This is a genomic window from Parasphingomonas caseinilytica, from assembly GCF_036663755.1.
Classification (GTDB): domain Bacteria; phylum Pseudomonadota; class Alphaproteobacteria; order Sphingomonadales; family Sphingomonadaceae; genus Sphingomonas.
On sequence record NZ_JAXOJL010000006.1, the window covers coordinates 131,621 to 144,652 of the forward strand.

Annotated in this window: 13 protein-coding genes and 1 tRNA gene; 6 read left to right on the forward strand and 8 right to left on the reverse strand. The window is 65.9% G+C overall.

Features of this window, described 5'->3' with window-relative positions:
• The first annotated feature begins 32 nt into the window (after positions 1 to 32).
• A complete protein-coding gene (gene hisC / locus U1738_RS13865; protein WP_332789641.1) occupies positions 33 to 1,145 on the forward strand; it encodes a histidinol-phosphate transaminase in 1,113 nt (370 codons plus the stop codon).
• Positions 1,145 to 2,053: a prephenate/arogenate dehydrogenase family protein gene (locus tag U1738_RS13870; protein WP_332789642.1), complete on the forward strand. Its 909-nt coding sequence runs from the start codon at positions 1,145 to 1,147 to the stop codon at positions 2,051 to 2,053. The genes hisC and U1738_RS13870 overlap by 1 nt, the downstream gene beginning before the upstream one ends.
• Positions 2,054 to 2,148: 95 nt before the next feature.
• Here the strand turns inward: U1738_RS13870 and U1738_RS13875 are convergent, their stop codons facing one another.
• The 4 genes from U1738_RS13875 to ftsE are packed head-to-tail and all read right to left on the reverse strand — an operon-like array spanning position 2,149 to position 4,977.
• Positions 2,149 to 2,841: a lysophospholipid acyltransferase family protein gene (locus tag U1738_RS13875; protein ID WP_332789643.1), complete on the reverse strand. Its 693-nt coding sequence runs from the start codon at positions 2,839 to 2,841 to the stop codon at positions 2,149 to 2,151.
• Positions 2,838 to 3,374 carry a YdcF family protein gene (locus U1738_RS13880; RefSeq protein WP_332789644.1) on the reverse strand — a complete coding sequence of 179 codons (537 nt, stop codon included), beginning with the start codon at positions 3,372 to 3,374 and terminating at the stop codon, positions 2,838 to 2,840. The genes U1738_RS13875 and U1738_RS13880 overlap by 4 nt, the downstream gene beginning before the upstream one ends.
• Positions 3,371 to 4,264: a cell division protein FtsX gene (locus U1738_RS13885; protein ID WP_332789645.1), complete on the reverse strand. Its 894-nt coding sequence runs from the start codon at positions 4,262 to 4,264 to the stop codon at positions 3,371 to 3,373. The genes U1738_RS13880 and U1738_RS13885 overlap by 4 nt, the downstream gene beginning before the upstream one ends.
• Positions 4,264 to 4,977, reverse strand: a complete 714-nt coding sequence (ftsE, locus tag U1738_RS13890) for a cell division ATP-binding protein FtsE (RefSeq protein WP_332789646.1) — start codon at positions 4,975 to 4,977, stop codon at positions 4,264 to 4,266. The genes U1738_RS13885 and ftsE overlap by 1 nt, the downstream gene beginning before the upstream one ends.
• A gap of 191 nt (positions 4,978 to 5,168) precedes the next feature.
• Here ftsE and U1738_RS13895 point away from each other — a divergent pair, with 191 nt between their 5' ends.
• The 4 genes from U1738_RS13895 to U1738_RS13910 all read left to right on the forward strand — a co-directional run bounded on the left by U1738_RS13895 (position 5,169) and on the right by U1738_RS13910 (position 7,669).
• On the forward strand, positions 5,169 to 5,948 hold the full coding sequence (locus U1738_RS13895; RefSeq protein ID WP_332789647.1) for an MJ0042-type zinc finger domain-containing protein: 780 nt from the start codon (positions 5,169 to 5,171) through the stop codon (positions 5,946 to 5,948).
• 88 nt (positions 5,949 to 6,036) lie between these two features.
• Positions 6,037 to 6,123 (forward strand) — tRNA-Leu (locus U1738_RS13900).
• Between the two features lie 119 nt (positions 6,124 to 6,242).
• Positions 6,243 to 7,361 (forward strand): hypothetical protein, encoded by a 1,119-nt coding sequence (locus U1738_RS13905; protein ID WP_332789648.1) that lies wholly within the window; start codon positions 6,243 to 6,245, stop codon positions 7,359 to 7,361.
• Positions 7,358 to 7,669: a hypothetical protein gene (locus tag U1738_RS13910; RefSeq protein WP_332789649.1), complete on the forward strand. Its 312-nt coding sequence runs from the start codon at positions 7,358 to 7,360 to the stop codon at positions 7,667 to 7,669. The genes U1738_RS13905 and U1738_RS13910 overlap by 4 nt, the downstream gene beginning before the upstream one ends.
• A gap of 109 nt (positions 7,670 to 7,778) precedes the next feature.
• Here U1738_RS13910 and U1738_RS13915 read toward each other — a convergent pair whose 3' ends face one another.
• The 4 genes from U1738_RS13915 to U1738_RS13930 all read right to left on the reverse strand — a co-directional run bounded on the left by U1738_RS13915 (position 7,779) and on the right by U1738_RS13930 (position 13,007).
• Entirely contained in the window at positions 7,779 to 8,993 is a 1,215-nt protein-coding gene (locus U1738_RS13915) for a DUF1501 domain-containing protein (RefSeq protein WP_332789650.1), read from the reverse strand.
• Between the two features lie 18 nt (positions 8,994 to 9,011).
• Positions 9,012 to 10,625: a DUF1800 domain-containing protein gene (locus U1738_RS13920; protein WP_332789651.1), complete on the reverse strand. Its 1,614-nt coding sequence runs from the start codon at positions 10,623 to 10,625 to the stop codon at positions 9,012 to 9,014.
• Positions 10,626 to 10,743: 118 nt separating this feature from the next.
• Complete coding sequence (locus U1738_RS13925) at positions 10,744 to 11,376, reverse strand: ParB-like protein (RefSeq protein ID WP_332789652.1); 633 nt, start codon at positions 11,374 to 11,376, stop codon at positions 10,744 to 10,746.
• Positions 11,373 to 13,007: a SulP family inorganic anion transporter gene (locus tag U1738_RS13930; RefSeq protein ID WP_332789653.1), complete on the reverse strand. Its 1,635-nt coding sequence runs from the start codon at positions 13,005 to 13,007 to the stop codon at positions 11,373 to 11,375. The genes U1738_RS13925 and U1738_RS13930 overlap by 4 nt, the downstream gene beginning before the upstream one ends.
• Positions 13,008 to 13,032: the final 25 nt, after the last annotated feature.

Consider the following 13,032-nt stretch of genomic DNA (forward strand, 5'->3'; position numbering starts at 1 on the left):
CAATTTCCGTGGTGCCGCTATGCCGCGCGACCATGAGCGCATCCCAAAACAAGCCCGTGGCCAAACCGTGGATCATGGCGATCGCCCCCTATGTTCCGGGCCGGTCCACCACCGATGACGGCCGCAAGGTCATCAAGCTGTCGTCGAACGAAAATCCGCTCGGCACCAGTCCGGCTGCGCGCGAGGCTTTCGCAGCCGCCGCGCACCGGCTGGAGCGTTATCCCGATGCCAGCGCGACCGAATTGCGCGACGTGCTGGGCGCCAAGCATGGCCTGGATCCCGCGCGGATCATCTATGGCAACGGATCGGACGAGGTGCTGCATCTGGCCGCCGGGGCCTTTGCCGGGCCGGGCGACGAGGTGATCTACGTCCGTTACGGTTTCGCGGTGTACGAGATTGCGGCGCGGCGCGTGGGCGCGACGCCGGTGATCGCGCCGGACACGGACTATGCGACCGATGTCGATGCGATCCTGGCCTGCGTCACCGACAAAACGAAGCTGATCTACGTCGCCAACCCAAACAACCCGACCGGCACCTATTCGACCAAGGCCGAGATTGCGCGATTGCATGCCGGGCTGCGCCCCGACATCCTGCTCGTGCTCGATCATGCCTATGCCGAATATATCGAGGGCGACGCGGAAGATGGCGGCATGGCGCTGGCCGAAAGCGCATCCAACGTGCTGGTCACGCGCACCTTTTCCAAGATGTACGGCCTCGCCGCCGAACGGATCGGCTGGGGTTACGGTTCGGCGGAGATCATCGATGCGATGCACCGCATCCGCCTGCCCTTCTCGATCACGATCGCCGGAACGGCGGCGGCGGTCGCCGCGGTCGGGGATACCGAATTCGTAGAATCGACGCGGGCGCACAATGCCGAATGGCGGCGCTGGTTCGCGGACGAGATCGGCAAATTGGGCAATGCCGGCCTGCGGGCCGTGCCGAGCCAGGCGAATTTCGTGCTGGTGCTGTTCGAGGGCAAGCTAAGCGCCGAGGTGGCGTATAAGGGCCTGATGGATGCGGGCTATATCGTCCGTTGGTTGCCCGGACAGGGCCTGCCCCACGGGTTGCGCATCACGATCGGTACGGGGGAGGAAACGCAGGGCGTGATGGCGGCGCTGCGCGATCTGGTCGAAGCCGCCGGCTGATGTTGCCTTTTGCCCGTGTCACGATCATCGGATTGGGCCTGATCGGCTCCTCGATCGCGCGCGCGGTGCGTATCGCCATGCCGACGGTGCGGCTGACCGGGTATGATGCAGATCCCGAGGTTCGCGCGGTCGCCGACCGGCTGCAGCTCTGCGACGATATCACGGAATCGAGCGGCGCGGCGGTGATCGATGCCGATCTGGTGATCCTGTGCGTGCCGGTCGGCGCGATGGGCGCGGCGGCGGCTGAATTCGCGGCCGATCTGCCGGCGGAGGCGATCGTCAGCGATGTCGGTTCGTCCAAGGCCGAAGTGTTGCGCGTGCTGACCGAGGCCTTGCCCGGTGCCACCGTGATCCCGGCGCATCCGGTGGCGGGCACCGAGCGCAGCGGGCCGGAAGCGGGCTTCGCTTCGCTGTTCCACAAGCGCTGGTGCATCGTGACGCCACCCGAGGGCGCGGATGCGGCGGCGGTGACGCGCGTCGCGGAATTCTGGCGGCGGCTGGGCGCGGATATCGAGATGATGGCGCCGGAGCATCACGATCGCGTGCTCGCCGTGACCAGCCATCTGCCGCATCTGATCGCCTATACGATCGTCGGCACCGCTTCCGATCTGGAGGAAGTGACGCAATCCGAGGTGATCAAATATTCCGCCGGCGGTTTCCGCGATTTCACGCGCATCGCCGCCTCCGATCCGACGATGTGGCGCGACGTGTTCCTGACCAACAAGGACGCGGTGCTGGATATGCTGCAACGCTTCTCCGAAGATCTGACCGCGCTGCAACGCGCGATCCGGCTGGGCAAGGGCGAGGAATTGTTCGAGCATTTCAGCCGTACGCGCGCGATCCGGCGCGGGATCATCGAACAGGGGCAGGACGATCCTGCGCCCGATTTTGGGCGTTCGCACGAATAGAGCGTCGTCGCCCCGGCGCAGGCCGGGGCCGCCAGATTGTTTTGCGCTGGTGGCACCCTTAACCCAGCGGCCCCGGCCTTCCGCCGGGGCGACGGTCAGCTTGTCACATCCAAAGCGTTGATCGCGGCGTGCACCCTTGCCTCGGCTTCCTCGCGCGGCAGGCCCGCCGGGATCGCCTCGCCGAAGCGGAACGTGACCGTACCGGCCTGTTTCAGCCCCTTTTTCGGCCAAACGATTCCGGAATCGATCGCGATCGGGATCACAGGGATTTTCAGCATCTGATACAGGCCGGCGAACCCGGCGCGTAACGGCGGCTGATCGCCGGGGGCGACGCGCGTGCCCTCCGGGAAGATCAGGATCGAGCGGCCCTCGGCCAAAGCGGCCTTGGCCTCCTTCACCATCCGCCGGAGTGCGCCGGCCGACGCTTCGCGATCGACCACGATGCAGCCATAGATCCGCGCCGCCCAGCCCCAGACCGGAATGCTGGCCAGCTCCTGCTTCATCACGATCGCCGGCGTGTCCAGCATGCGGCCGAGTTCCAGCGTCTCGTACATCGCCTGATGCTTGGCGGCGTAAATCACCGGGCCATCCAGGAACTGCGTACCCTCGATATGCTGGTGGATGCCGAGAAAGGTCTTCGTCGCCCAATGGTGGAATTTCGTCCAGATGTGCGTGTTGACGATGATCGCGCGTCGCCCGAACAGCGCGCTGATCGGCGTGGCCAGCACGATCGGCACCGAAATCGTGTAGAACACGATCCGGAACAACAGGTTGCGCAAGCCGATCATCGTCCGATCCCCGTCCATAACGCGATCTGGCGCAGCAGCAATTTGTTATATTCCGCGATCAGGGTGGCGAAGCGCGGATGGCTCGGCACGCCGTCGCCCACCACCGTCACGTCGCGGTCCAGCGCATAGGCCAGTTCGAGCCGCGCGCGCGCCATGTGCCAGTCCGACGTGACGAGCCGCACCGTCTTGTAGCGATGATCGCGCACCCAGCGCGCGGTCTCGATCGCGTTGGAGCGGGTGTCGACCGCCTCCTGCCCGAGATCAATGCAGCAGTCGAACAGCGCCAGCGGAGCCTTGTACTCAGCGGCCAGTTCGTCCGCCTCCACCTCGGGTGCGACGCCGGTGATCAGCATGCGCTCTGCGGCATGGGCCTGAAGCAGCTCCAGCCCGCGCTGGATGCGGCCCGCGCCGCCGGTCGGCACTACGATGGCGTCGGTCTTCGTGTCCTCCAGCGGGCGCGGCAGCAGCAGCATGAACACCGCGAAGCCGAGCAGCCATACGATCAACGCGAGGGCGAGCAGCCGCCGGATCACAGGATCTTGCTCAAGGCGGCCGTGACCGCGACGCGCGCGGCCAGCGTGGCGAGCAGCGAGAAGATCACCGGCAGCAGCAGCAACAGGATCCAGTCGCGCGGACCCAGCGCCACGCCGCTCAGCAGATCCGATCCGATCGCGCCGATCCGGACGCCGATCAGCAGCACCAAAGCGCAGGCGATGAGCGTGCCGAGCAGCCCGCCGACCAACGTATCGAGCGCGATGCGCCGCTGGAACAGGCGCGAAACCTGGATGTCGGTGGAGCCGAGCATGTGCAGCACCTGGATCGTGTCGCGATGCGTATCGAGGCCAGCGCGCGCGGCGAGGATCACCACTGCCGCGGTCGCCGCCGCCATCAACAGGACGAGCGCACCCGCCAGACTGGTGATCATCGCCATGAAACTGCTGACCGGTGCCATCCAGCTTTCCTGCCGGTCGATCCGCGCGGTGGGCGCGACCGCCTGCACCGCTGCCGTCGCCCGCGCGACCGCCGCGTCGCTGGCGGTGGCGAGATCGACGTCGATCATCGCCGGGATCGGCAGATCGGGATCGGCCCCGTCGCTGCCCAACCATGGACGCAGCAAAGCGGTGAGTTCGGCGCGATCGACCGCGCCCGCGCGCTTCACCTCTGGCAGGGCCTTCAGCGCGCGGAGTGCCGCCGCCGCCTGCCCTTCCCGCACCGCCGCTTCCGGCGCGACGATCTGCACCGTCAGCCGCCCGGCCAATTGCCGGTCGAGCGACACCGCCGCGGAACGCGTGCCCAGCCCCAGCGCGCCGGCCAGTACCGTCAGGAACAGCATGATCGCCATGATCCACGTCATCGCGCGCGTGCCCCGACTTTCGTCGAGCAGGCGGCGATCGGCGGCGGACGGGATCAGCTTGACCGGCATCAGTCTTCGCCGTCCTGGCTGGGCGGTGGAAAACGCAGCGATCCGGTGGGGTCGAGCAGGCGGCCACCATCGAGCCGCATCATGTGCGCCCCCGGGATGCGACCGAGCAGGTGGAAGTCGTGCGTCGCGACGACGACGGTGGTGCCGAGCCGGTTGAGCGAATCGAACAGGTGCAACAAGCGCTCCGCCATGTCGGGGTCGACGTTGCCGGTCGGCTCGTCGGCGACGAGGATCTCGGGCCGGCCGATCACCGCGCGGGCGATGGCGACGCGCTGCTGTTCGCCGCCCGACAGCGTCGGCGGCTTGGCGTCGGCGCGGTCGCTGAGGCCGACCCAGGCCAGCATCTCGCGCACCGGAGCGGCGATATCGCTCTCCGGCACGCCCGAGACGCGCAAGGGCAGTGCGATATTATCATAGGCCGACAGATGCGGCACGAGCCGGAAATCCTGGAACACCACGCCGATGCGGCGACGGAAGCCGGGCAGTCGCTTTCGCGGCAGCGTCACCGCATCCTCGCCGAACAGCCGGATCAGCCCGCGCGTCGGGCGTTGCGCGAGGTAGAGCAGCTTGAGCAGCGACGTCTTGCCCGCGCCGCTTGCCCCGGTGAGGAAGTAGAACGCACCGCTGGCCAGCGTGAACGAGACGTCGGACAGCGTTTCCTGGCCGGTGCCGTAGCGCAACCCAACATTCTCGAACTGCACGATATTGGCCATTACCGGCGTGTGCCCGCTTCGCTACCTGACTATGCCCCTGCGCCCAGCCTTCGCACGTTCCACGCCTGCGCGGCAAGCCGGGCCGCGTGTCCGCCGGGCGCACGATATCGTGCGCTCTTGCCAGTTGGCGTCATCGCGTGTTTAGTTTTGAAACATCCATGACCGTGGGTGCTCAGCCGCGAAGTCCTTTCATGATCCTCGAATGTACCGAATGCCGGACCCGCTATATCGTCCCCGATAATGCGATCGGGACCGAGGGCCGAACCGTGCGTTGCGCCAATTGCCGCCATAGCTGGTTCCAGGCCCCGGCTCCGGCGGACGAACCCGATCTGGTCGATCGCGCCGAAGCTCAGCCGGTCGAGACGCCAGCGCCGGAGCCCGCGCCCCAGACGCAAGCCCAGACCCAGGCACAGACCCAGCCCGAAGTTGCGCCGGCGGTGCGCGACACGCCGCCGCCCCCTCCGCCGCCGGTTCGCGATGTCTATCCCGACGACGAGCAGGCGGATTATGACGCGTTCGCCCATCGCGCGCCGTTCCGCCCGCGCCGCAATCGCGCGAAACAATGGACGATCATCGCCTTCGTCGCCGGCTTCGCGATGCTCGTCGCGCTGATTGCGCTGATCTATGCCGGGGACAGCAGCTTCATCCAGCGGCTCGGCCTGCCGATCGCGCCGCAGGAGACCCCCCTGCGCCTGATCGACAATCCGATCGAGCGGCGTGAGCTGAGCAACGGCAGCGAGATGTTCGCGGTCAGCGGCAAGGTGACCAACCCGACCGACACGCACCAGAGCGTGCCCGATATCCGCGCCGAACTGCGCGATGCGCAGGGGCGGCTGGTGTATAGCTGGACGATTCGGCCCGAAGTGACGGCATTGCCGCCGCGCGGATCGGTCGATTTCAACAGCGCCAAGCTGGACGTGCCGGTCAATTCCGAGAAACTGGTGCTGAGCTTCTCCGGCGCGCAGCACTGATCGACAGACGCCGCGCTTGCCAAGGGGTCGGGCGCTTGCTAGGGGCGCTCGCCTACCAGCTGCCGGGTCTGCCCGGCGAGTGTTACGTGCGGCCGTGGCGGAACTGGTAGACGCGCAACGTTGAGGTCGTTGTGGGCGAAAGCCCGTGGAAGTTCGAGTCTTCTCGGCCGCACCACTTTTCCCGTAGAATCTTTGGTATAATCGGTGCCTTACCGAGGCGATGGCCACGGCTCGCGATTGACTTGTTGGAAAATGTTGCTGAAATGTTCTCACCTCAATGACGGGTGAGGCGGCATGAGTCAGACATCTGGCAACAGGCAACGAAGTGCGTTTTCGGGGTGGCTGCGGACTGGCAAGCTGCCCCCGAGGCCGAATCCCGATGGCCTCGAATTCAAGTTCAATCCCTGGCACGATCCGGCGGACGGCAAATTCACCTTCGCCGGATCCGGACGCCATTATGGCGCGGGCGGGGCAAATGCGGCCAACCGCGCCAGCGGTCGCATTGCGGGTGGCTCCAATCGCGCGCCGAGTGTCGGCCATCGCAACCCCGCGCCGATCGCGGCCGCGCCAAAGGCGCAAACGCCGCGCACGGGGCAATCGGCGGGTAGTAACGCGAGGTCGACAGATCGTGGGTCCGTGAAGGTTCCGCGCAGGCAGATTCAGGAACCTCCGCTCAATAATCAGACAAACCGGGTCACCGAATTGGTCGGCGGGTTCGGTGAAAAACTCTACGATGTCGCGGAGGGAACGGCAAAGTCGATATATTCTGTGATGACGACGCCTCCGACTACCACCGGTTACAATGTCGTTCGCGGCCTCGCAGGTATGATCGACTCCGGCATAGCTGCCGAAGACGTACCGGCACGCCGTCAGGTCGCGCGCGCGGCCGATGCCGTCGCCAATGCTTCGGCACGTGATGTCGGTCGCGCCCTAGGATCTGTCGTCGGCAACGTTGCGGTGACCGTGGCGACGGGGGCGACGGGGGCGGGTGTAGCCAGGGTTTCCAACTTGAGCCGCCTCCGCGCCGTACGGCCTCGTGCAACCTACGATCCGCCGCAAATCGGCTGGGCGAAGGAGAATGTCAAAAGCGACAAGCTCTGGAAAGCGTACAATGACTCGGCCCCCGGTGCGCGGTCCGGTCAAGCGCCGACGTTGATGCGCACGATGCCGAACGGCTCGAAACGGCCGGTGAAGTTCGATGGCGTGCAGGGTGATTACGTGATCGATCGGAAATGGGGCGTACGGGATGCGCCGCGCGCGCTAGCCCAGCTTAAGCGGCAGTCTGAGGTGCTGGCGCAACATCGCGTCATTGGGATTTGGGAGGTTCCTACGCCCGCTCTGAAAGTCAAAGCACTGAAGATTCTCAAAAAACACAACGTCACCAACATCAAGGTCAAGGTGGTCAAGCCATGATAGCAACGCAGGTCGCACGTATCATCGCCAGTTTCGTCATGTTTCTGGAGCTGACCGACGACGACAAGCTCGATCCCGACGAGGCCGTGGAAATGATGGAATATATCGGGAGCCAGCTTGATGCGCTGGACAAGCCGTTTCTACGCGAACTGGTCGATGCCTTTCCGGTCATTGCCTTGGAATATGTCGGCGAGGCGCAACAGCTGGTGCGCGATATCCCGCACAGCTTCTATCTAGAGGAGACGCTGGCGGCCGACGATCCGGTGCGATTGGCCGAACTGGAAGCATTGCGCGACGCTAGAGATTGAAGAACGTTCCGCGGCGGCAGACAGCCGCAGGCATCGAGGCTGAATCTCGACACCGGGTTGTAAGCGGTAGCAAATGTCGTTCTCCGATAGCTCGTTTTGCAGCAAACGTTCAGAAGAGGTGCAAATCCACAGGCGGGGTGGCGGGAAAAACCGTGGCGAGGCGATCGCCACTTAGGCCGTATTGCCGGGCGACGAGGCCCCCGATCATCGCGCGGTAATCGGTCAGCACCGGCAGGTCGCGCCCCTGATTGAGCGTCGCTTGCGACAGCCCGACCTGCGGGCCAGCCATGCGCCCTCCGTTCACGCCGCCGCCCAGCACCCAATAGATGCTGCCATGGCCATGATCGGTACCCTTGTCGCCATTCTCGTGAAAGGTGCGGCCGAATTCGGACACGACGATCACCGTCGTGGTCAGCCAGGCTGTGGGGCCGATCTCGTCGACGAAGCCCGCCAGGCCACGCCCCAATTCTCCGACATGCGTTGCCAGATACCCTTGTGCCCCACCTTGGTTCACATGCGTATCCCAGCCGCCGACATCGACGAAGGCGAGGTTGAACTGATCGCGCATCAGGCGACCGATCCGCCGCGCCGACAGCTCGAAACCCTTGGGGCTGACCGCACCGCGACTCGCCTGCTTCATTTCCTCGTCGACCGTTCTGAACACGGTATCGCGGACCTGAAACCCCTCGGCAACCGAACTGCCCAGATCGTTGGTGCCGCTGTGCTGGCCCTTGTACATGGCAGCGATTAGCGCGGCATCCCGCGCGGGGACGGCCGGCTTCGATCCCACGGCATTGAGCGCGACGTTGGGGATGACCGGACCGCCCCGAAAGCACAAAGGCAGTTGATCGGTGAACGCGATCGGCTTGTCCTGACCCAAAGCGGCGGCGAGCCGGGCCATGAAGCCCGAATTATAGTCGCGATGGCCGGTGATCGGCTGGCCCATCTCGATCGTATCCTGAGTCTCGAAATGGCTGCGGCTCATATCGTCCGTGCCGACGAAAGGGATGAAGGCGATCTGCTTCTTCTGCCACAGCGGGTAGATCGAATCCCGGAGCGCGGGATGCAGGCTCCAGTCGCCATCGAGCGCGATCGGCGCGTTGGGATCGGCCGGATCGGGCTTGCCCAGCGCGATCGTCGGGCGGGAGGTGTGGTAGAAATCGCTTCCCGTCGGCGCGATGACGTTGGCGGCATCATACGCACCGCGCAGGAACACGACGAGCGTCCGGCTCCCGGCTTGCGGCGCGGCGAACGCGCGGCCGGCGATGACGAGCGGGGCCAGTGCCGCGGCACCGGCCAGAAGTTCACGGCGGTCGAGCAACATGTCCGTTCTCCGTTCGAGTCAGCGGCGCATGAATTCGGGCGAGGACAGGAACAGGCCGTTCCATTCCTGCGGCGAGGTCGCCTGCGTCAGGGCGCTTCGGGTCGGCGCGCCCAATGCGGGCGCGATCCCCTGATAGTAAGCGGCGGTCTGCAGCCGGGGGAGCGGCGGGGGCGGCGATCCGACCGGCGTCGCGGGGGCAGCCGGCGGTGCCATGTCGGTCATCGGCACAGGCATCATCGGAGCCATCGCGCCGGACGCCCCGGCGATCGGCGCGGGCGACATACCCCCGATCGCGGATGGCACCTGTGGTTTGAACAGCCCGGCGGCGCCGCCGCCGATCTGCCGCGCGATTTCGAAGCGCACCGACATCTGGCCGGGCCCGGTCCAGGCGGCGGTGGCCATCGGAAAGCCATCGGGCGTCTCGTGCGCATACAGGCCCTCGCCCATACGGTTTAGCCAGCCGATGATCGGCTGCGCATTCACGATCACCCGGTCGCCATACGTCAGCCGTACGGCGGATACCGTGTAGTGCACCGGATCCTTGAACGCGGTCCCGAGCGATTGTCTGAACTCGGGCGCCTGGATCATCGTGCGCAGCACGGCCGAGATGGTGCCGTGGCTATGCGACCACGTCCTGGTCATGCGATCGATCAGCGCTTCGGGCGGATCGTCTCCCATGAAATAGATTGCGAGCTGCCGGGACACGTGGCGCGCCGTTGCCGGGGAAGCGGCGATGAGATCGAGTGCGTCCTCGACCTCCCCGAACCCCCGGCCCTTGATCGCATGACCGAGAAACTGCTTGTCGCCGAAATCGTGACGGTTGGGATTGAACTCGAACAGCCCGGCACGGAGGTAGAGCGGCCGGCGCGCCGCGCTGAGTTTCGGATCGGCGGCGTTCAGATCGACGCCCACGCCGGTCAGGATGCGCGCCAGTTCCTGCACGTCCTTCTGCGTATAGTCCGATCCCACGCCCATGGAATGTAGCTCCATGATCTCACGCGCATAGTTTTCGTTGATGTGGTTGGCGGCATTCTGGTCGTTGTCGAGATAGCGCAGCATCGCCGGATGCCGGAGCGTCGCCTCGAGCAGATCTCGGAAGGTGCCCAGCGCATGGGCCCGGATCGTGTCCTCGTAATCGGCGATCATCGGGCGGATGTCGCGTTTCTGCGCCTGGACATTGAAATGGTTGAACCAGAACCACGTCAATTGCTCGCGCAGCTGGTCCGGCGCGTAGATGTCGCGCAGCAGCGACCGCGTCGCCGCTTCGGTCGCGAGTGCGTTCATATCCTGCTGATAGGCCTTGCGTGCCGCGTCCCGCTGGGCCGGATCGGCGAGTTTGTTGGCGTAGCGACTGGCGGCATCCTCGTCGACGACCAGAGCCGCCATGGATTGACGGCTGATCCGCATGGCCGCCACCTGCGCCGAGATTTCGGGTGGCAACGTGTCGTCGGGGGTTTTGAGCTGCGCGTTCAGCCAGCGATCCGTGCCGGGCTTAGCGCCTGTGGCAGGGGCGGCGGACACGCCCCAGGTCAGCCGGTTAGTCCACGCCGCATCGCTCGGCGTCGCCGGCGCCGCGTTGGCACGCGGCACCATCGTCGCGGCCAGCAGCAAGGATAGGGAAGATGCACGCATATCGGCTTTCCTTCGCGACGATCTTACGCACGAAAGCCTGAACTGCTCCTGTCGCATCCGAAGATGACACCGATTTCATCCGATCGTCATGCGGCGCGGGATGCGCGCGATCCGCCGATCATCCGGCGTCGGCGCGATCCGGATCGACACCGCACCAGCCCGGCATGAAGCGCGCCTCGGACGTTCGAGCCAGCAGGAGCGCCTTGTCCACCGCCTTGTCGAACTTCTTTTCGACGAGCGCATGCTTGATGTTTCGTCGGAAATAGTCCGCCCAGATGAACTCGCTGAACGGCGTGGTGTCCTTGGCGTAGCCCCCGGCCTCGCGCACTGCGCCGGCCAGCGATCGGAACGGATCGTCGGCAAGGTCGCGCATGCGTTTCGGTATGTCGTCATACGAGCAACGGCGGCCCTCGGCGTCGAACGGATGCAACCAGCCGCGATTGTCGAGGAACACCCAAAAGGCCGCTTGGCCGAGCAAACGCAGATCGGCGACGATCGTCGTCAGTACCTCGCTCTGGCCTTCGTCGATCAACGCCCGGGCAAGATGGTGATGGTCGATGACATAGGATTTGCCCTTCGGACCCAGCACGACGGGGATCATGTGGCGGCCGAGATACAGGCCGGCATCGTCGCCCCGCGCGCGCCATTGCTGGCGCTTGCGCTCCACCTCGCGCAGGCCGACCGTCATCTGGGTCGGGCGCAGCGCGTCCAATCGAACGGGAACGAGTATGGGTTCACGGGTCGATCTCACGATCCTGGCTCCTTGTGATGAGGGCGCGATGCCGCATCCACGGCGTCGGCCACGCTGCGCACGCTGCGATTGGCGAGATCGATCAATACGGGGCCGCTTGCGTTCAACAGATCGCGCACCGGATCCTTCAGTCGCGCCAGAACGAGCGCCCGCCCCCCGGCGGTCAGGCGGATCGACGATTCGCCCAGAACGTCGAGCGCGGTACTGTCCAGATCGCTGCTTTCCTCGAGACTGAGCACCACCGTCCGCGCGCTCGCCGCCGCGGCGCGCCGTTCGACCTCCGCCATGATCCGTTCGGCATTGGCGAAGAACAAGGGTTCGCCGGGCCGCAGGACCAGAATATCCGGCCGGACCACGGATTCGGGATGCCGCGCGCGATCGACGAAATCCCGCCCATCGCCCAGCCGCCCCAGTTCGACGATCTCGGGCGACGATATCTTTCGCACGATGGCCAGCACCGACAGGCCGACGGCGAGCAGCATCCCGTTCAGCACCCCGAGCAGCAGAACGCCGAGCGCGGCGGCCAATGCCACATATTGATCGCGATCGATGCGCCACAACCGTCGCAGCGGCGACGGGTCGAGGGCATGCAACAATGCCGCGACGACCACGGCGGCCAGCACCGGCACCGGAACGCGCGCGACCAGCGGCAGCGCCAGCCACATCAGTAGCGCCAGTCCGACGAGCGCGACCATACTGGCACACCGGCTGCGCGCACCGGCACTGTCGTTCGCCGACGATGCGGAAAACCCCGCCCCCACCGCCTGCCCGCCGACGAGCGCGGAGCCGATATTGGCGAAGCCGATCGCGACAAGCTCCCTGTTCGGATCGATACTGTCCCCGCGATTCAATGCCAGCGACCGCATCGTCCCCCAGGATTCGACGAACACGATCAGCGCGAGCGGCAAGGCGGCGGTGGCGAGCATCCTCCAATGTATTGGATCGAGCGCGGGCAATCGGGGTGAGGAAAAGCCGGGTACGATCGCGCCGACGACCGGCACGTGCAGCGCCGGCAGGTCGACCACCCACGACAGCAGGACACCGAACACGAGCAGCACGAGCGCGATCGGAACGCCGTGCCAGCGCCGCAAAACCAGCGCCATGGCCAAAGCCGCCCCGGCGATGGCGATGGCGTATCCGTTCCATCCTCCCACTTCGCCGATCGCCGAAACAAGTTGCGTGACGGCATTGCCGCCGCTGACGGACACGCCCGTCGTGCCGACGAACTGGCGGATAACGATGCTCGCGGCCAGCCCGATCGCAAAGCCGCGCAGCACCGGCCGCGACACGAACGCGGCGATGAAACCAAGCCGAAACACCCCCGCCAGCACGAACAGGATACCCGCGAACCCGACCATCGCGACCGCCGCGAGCAACCGCTGGGCGGGATCGGCAATGGCGAGCGTCGCCATGGCAGCGGCGAGCGTGGCGGCGGACGCCGACGTCGGAGCCACGATCGCTACGCGGCTCCGGCCGGCCACGGCGTAAACCGCCATTCCGGCGAGGGCCGCGATCAGCGCATGACCCGGCGGGAAGCCCGCAATGCTGCCATAGGCAATCGCTTCCGGCAGCAACAGTGCCGCCACGGAAAGGCCCGCAACCGCGTCGCTGGTGATGGCCCGTCGATCCATATCCGTTAACGTCGCACGCGGATGC

Bases quoted from the DNA above. Each gene is read 5' to 3' on its own strand.
- U1738_RS13910 (WP_332789649.1), top strand. From the start codon at position 7,358: ATGATAGCAACGCAGGTCGCACGTATCATCGCCAGTTTCGTCATGTTT.
- U1738_RS13895 (WP_332789647.1), top strand. From the start codon at position 5,169: ATGATCCTCGAATGTACCGAATGCCGGACCCGCTATATCGTCCCCGAT.
- U1738_RS13905 (WP_332789648.1), top strand. From the start codon at position 6,243: ATGAGTCAGACATCTGGCAACAGGCAACGAAGTGCGTTTTCGGGGTGG.
- U1738_RS13875 (WP_332789643.1), bottom strand. From the start codon at position 2,841: ATGATCGGCTTGCGCAACCTGTTGTTCCGGATCGTGTTCTACACGATT.
- hisC (WP_332789641.1), top strand. From the start codon at position 33: ATGAGCGCATCCCAAAACAAGCCCGTGGCCAAACCGTGGATCATGGCG.
- U1738_RS13915 (WP_332789650.1), bottom strand. From the start codon at position 8,993: ATGTTGCTCGACCGCCGTGAACTTCTGGCCGGTGCCGCGGCACTGGCC.
- ftsE (WP_332789646.1), bottom strand. From the start codon at position 4,977: ATGGCCAATATCGTGCAGTTCGAGAATGTTGGGTTGCGCTACGGCACC.
- U1738_RS13870 (WP_332789642.1), top strand. From the start codon at position 1,145: ATGTTGCCTTTTGCCCGTGTCACGATCATCGGATTGGGCCTGATCGGC.
- U1738_RS13920 (WP_332789651.1), bottom strand. From the start codon at position 10,625: ATGCGTGCATCTTCCCTATCCTTGCTGCTGGCCGCGACGATGGTGCCG.
- U1738_RS13930 (WP_332789653.1), bottom strand. From the start codon at position 13,007: ATGGATCGACGGGCCATCACCAGCGACGCGGTTGCGGGCCTTTCCGTG.
- U1738_RS13885 (WP_332789645.1), bottom strand. From the start codon at position 4,264: ATGCCGGTCAAGCTGATCCCGTCCGCCGCCGATCGCCGCCTGCTCGAC.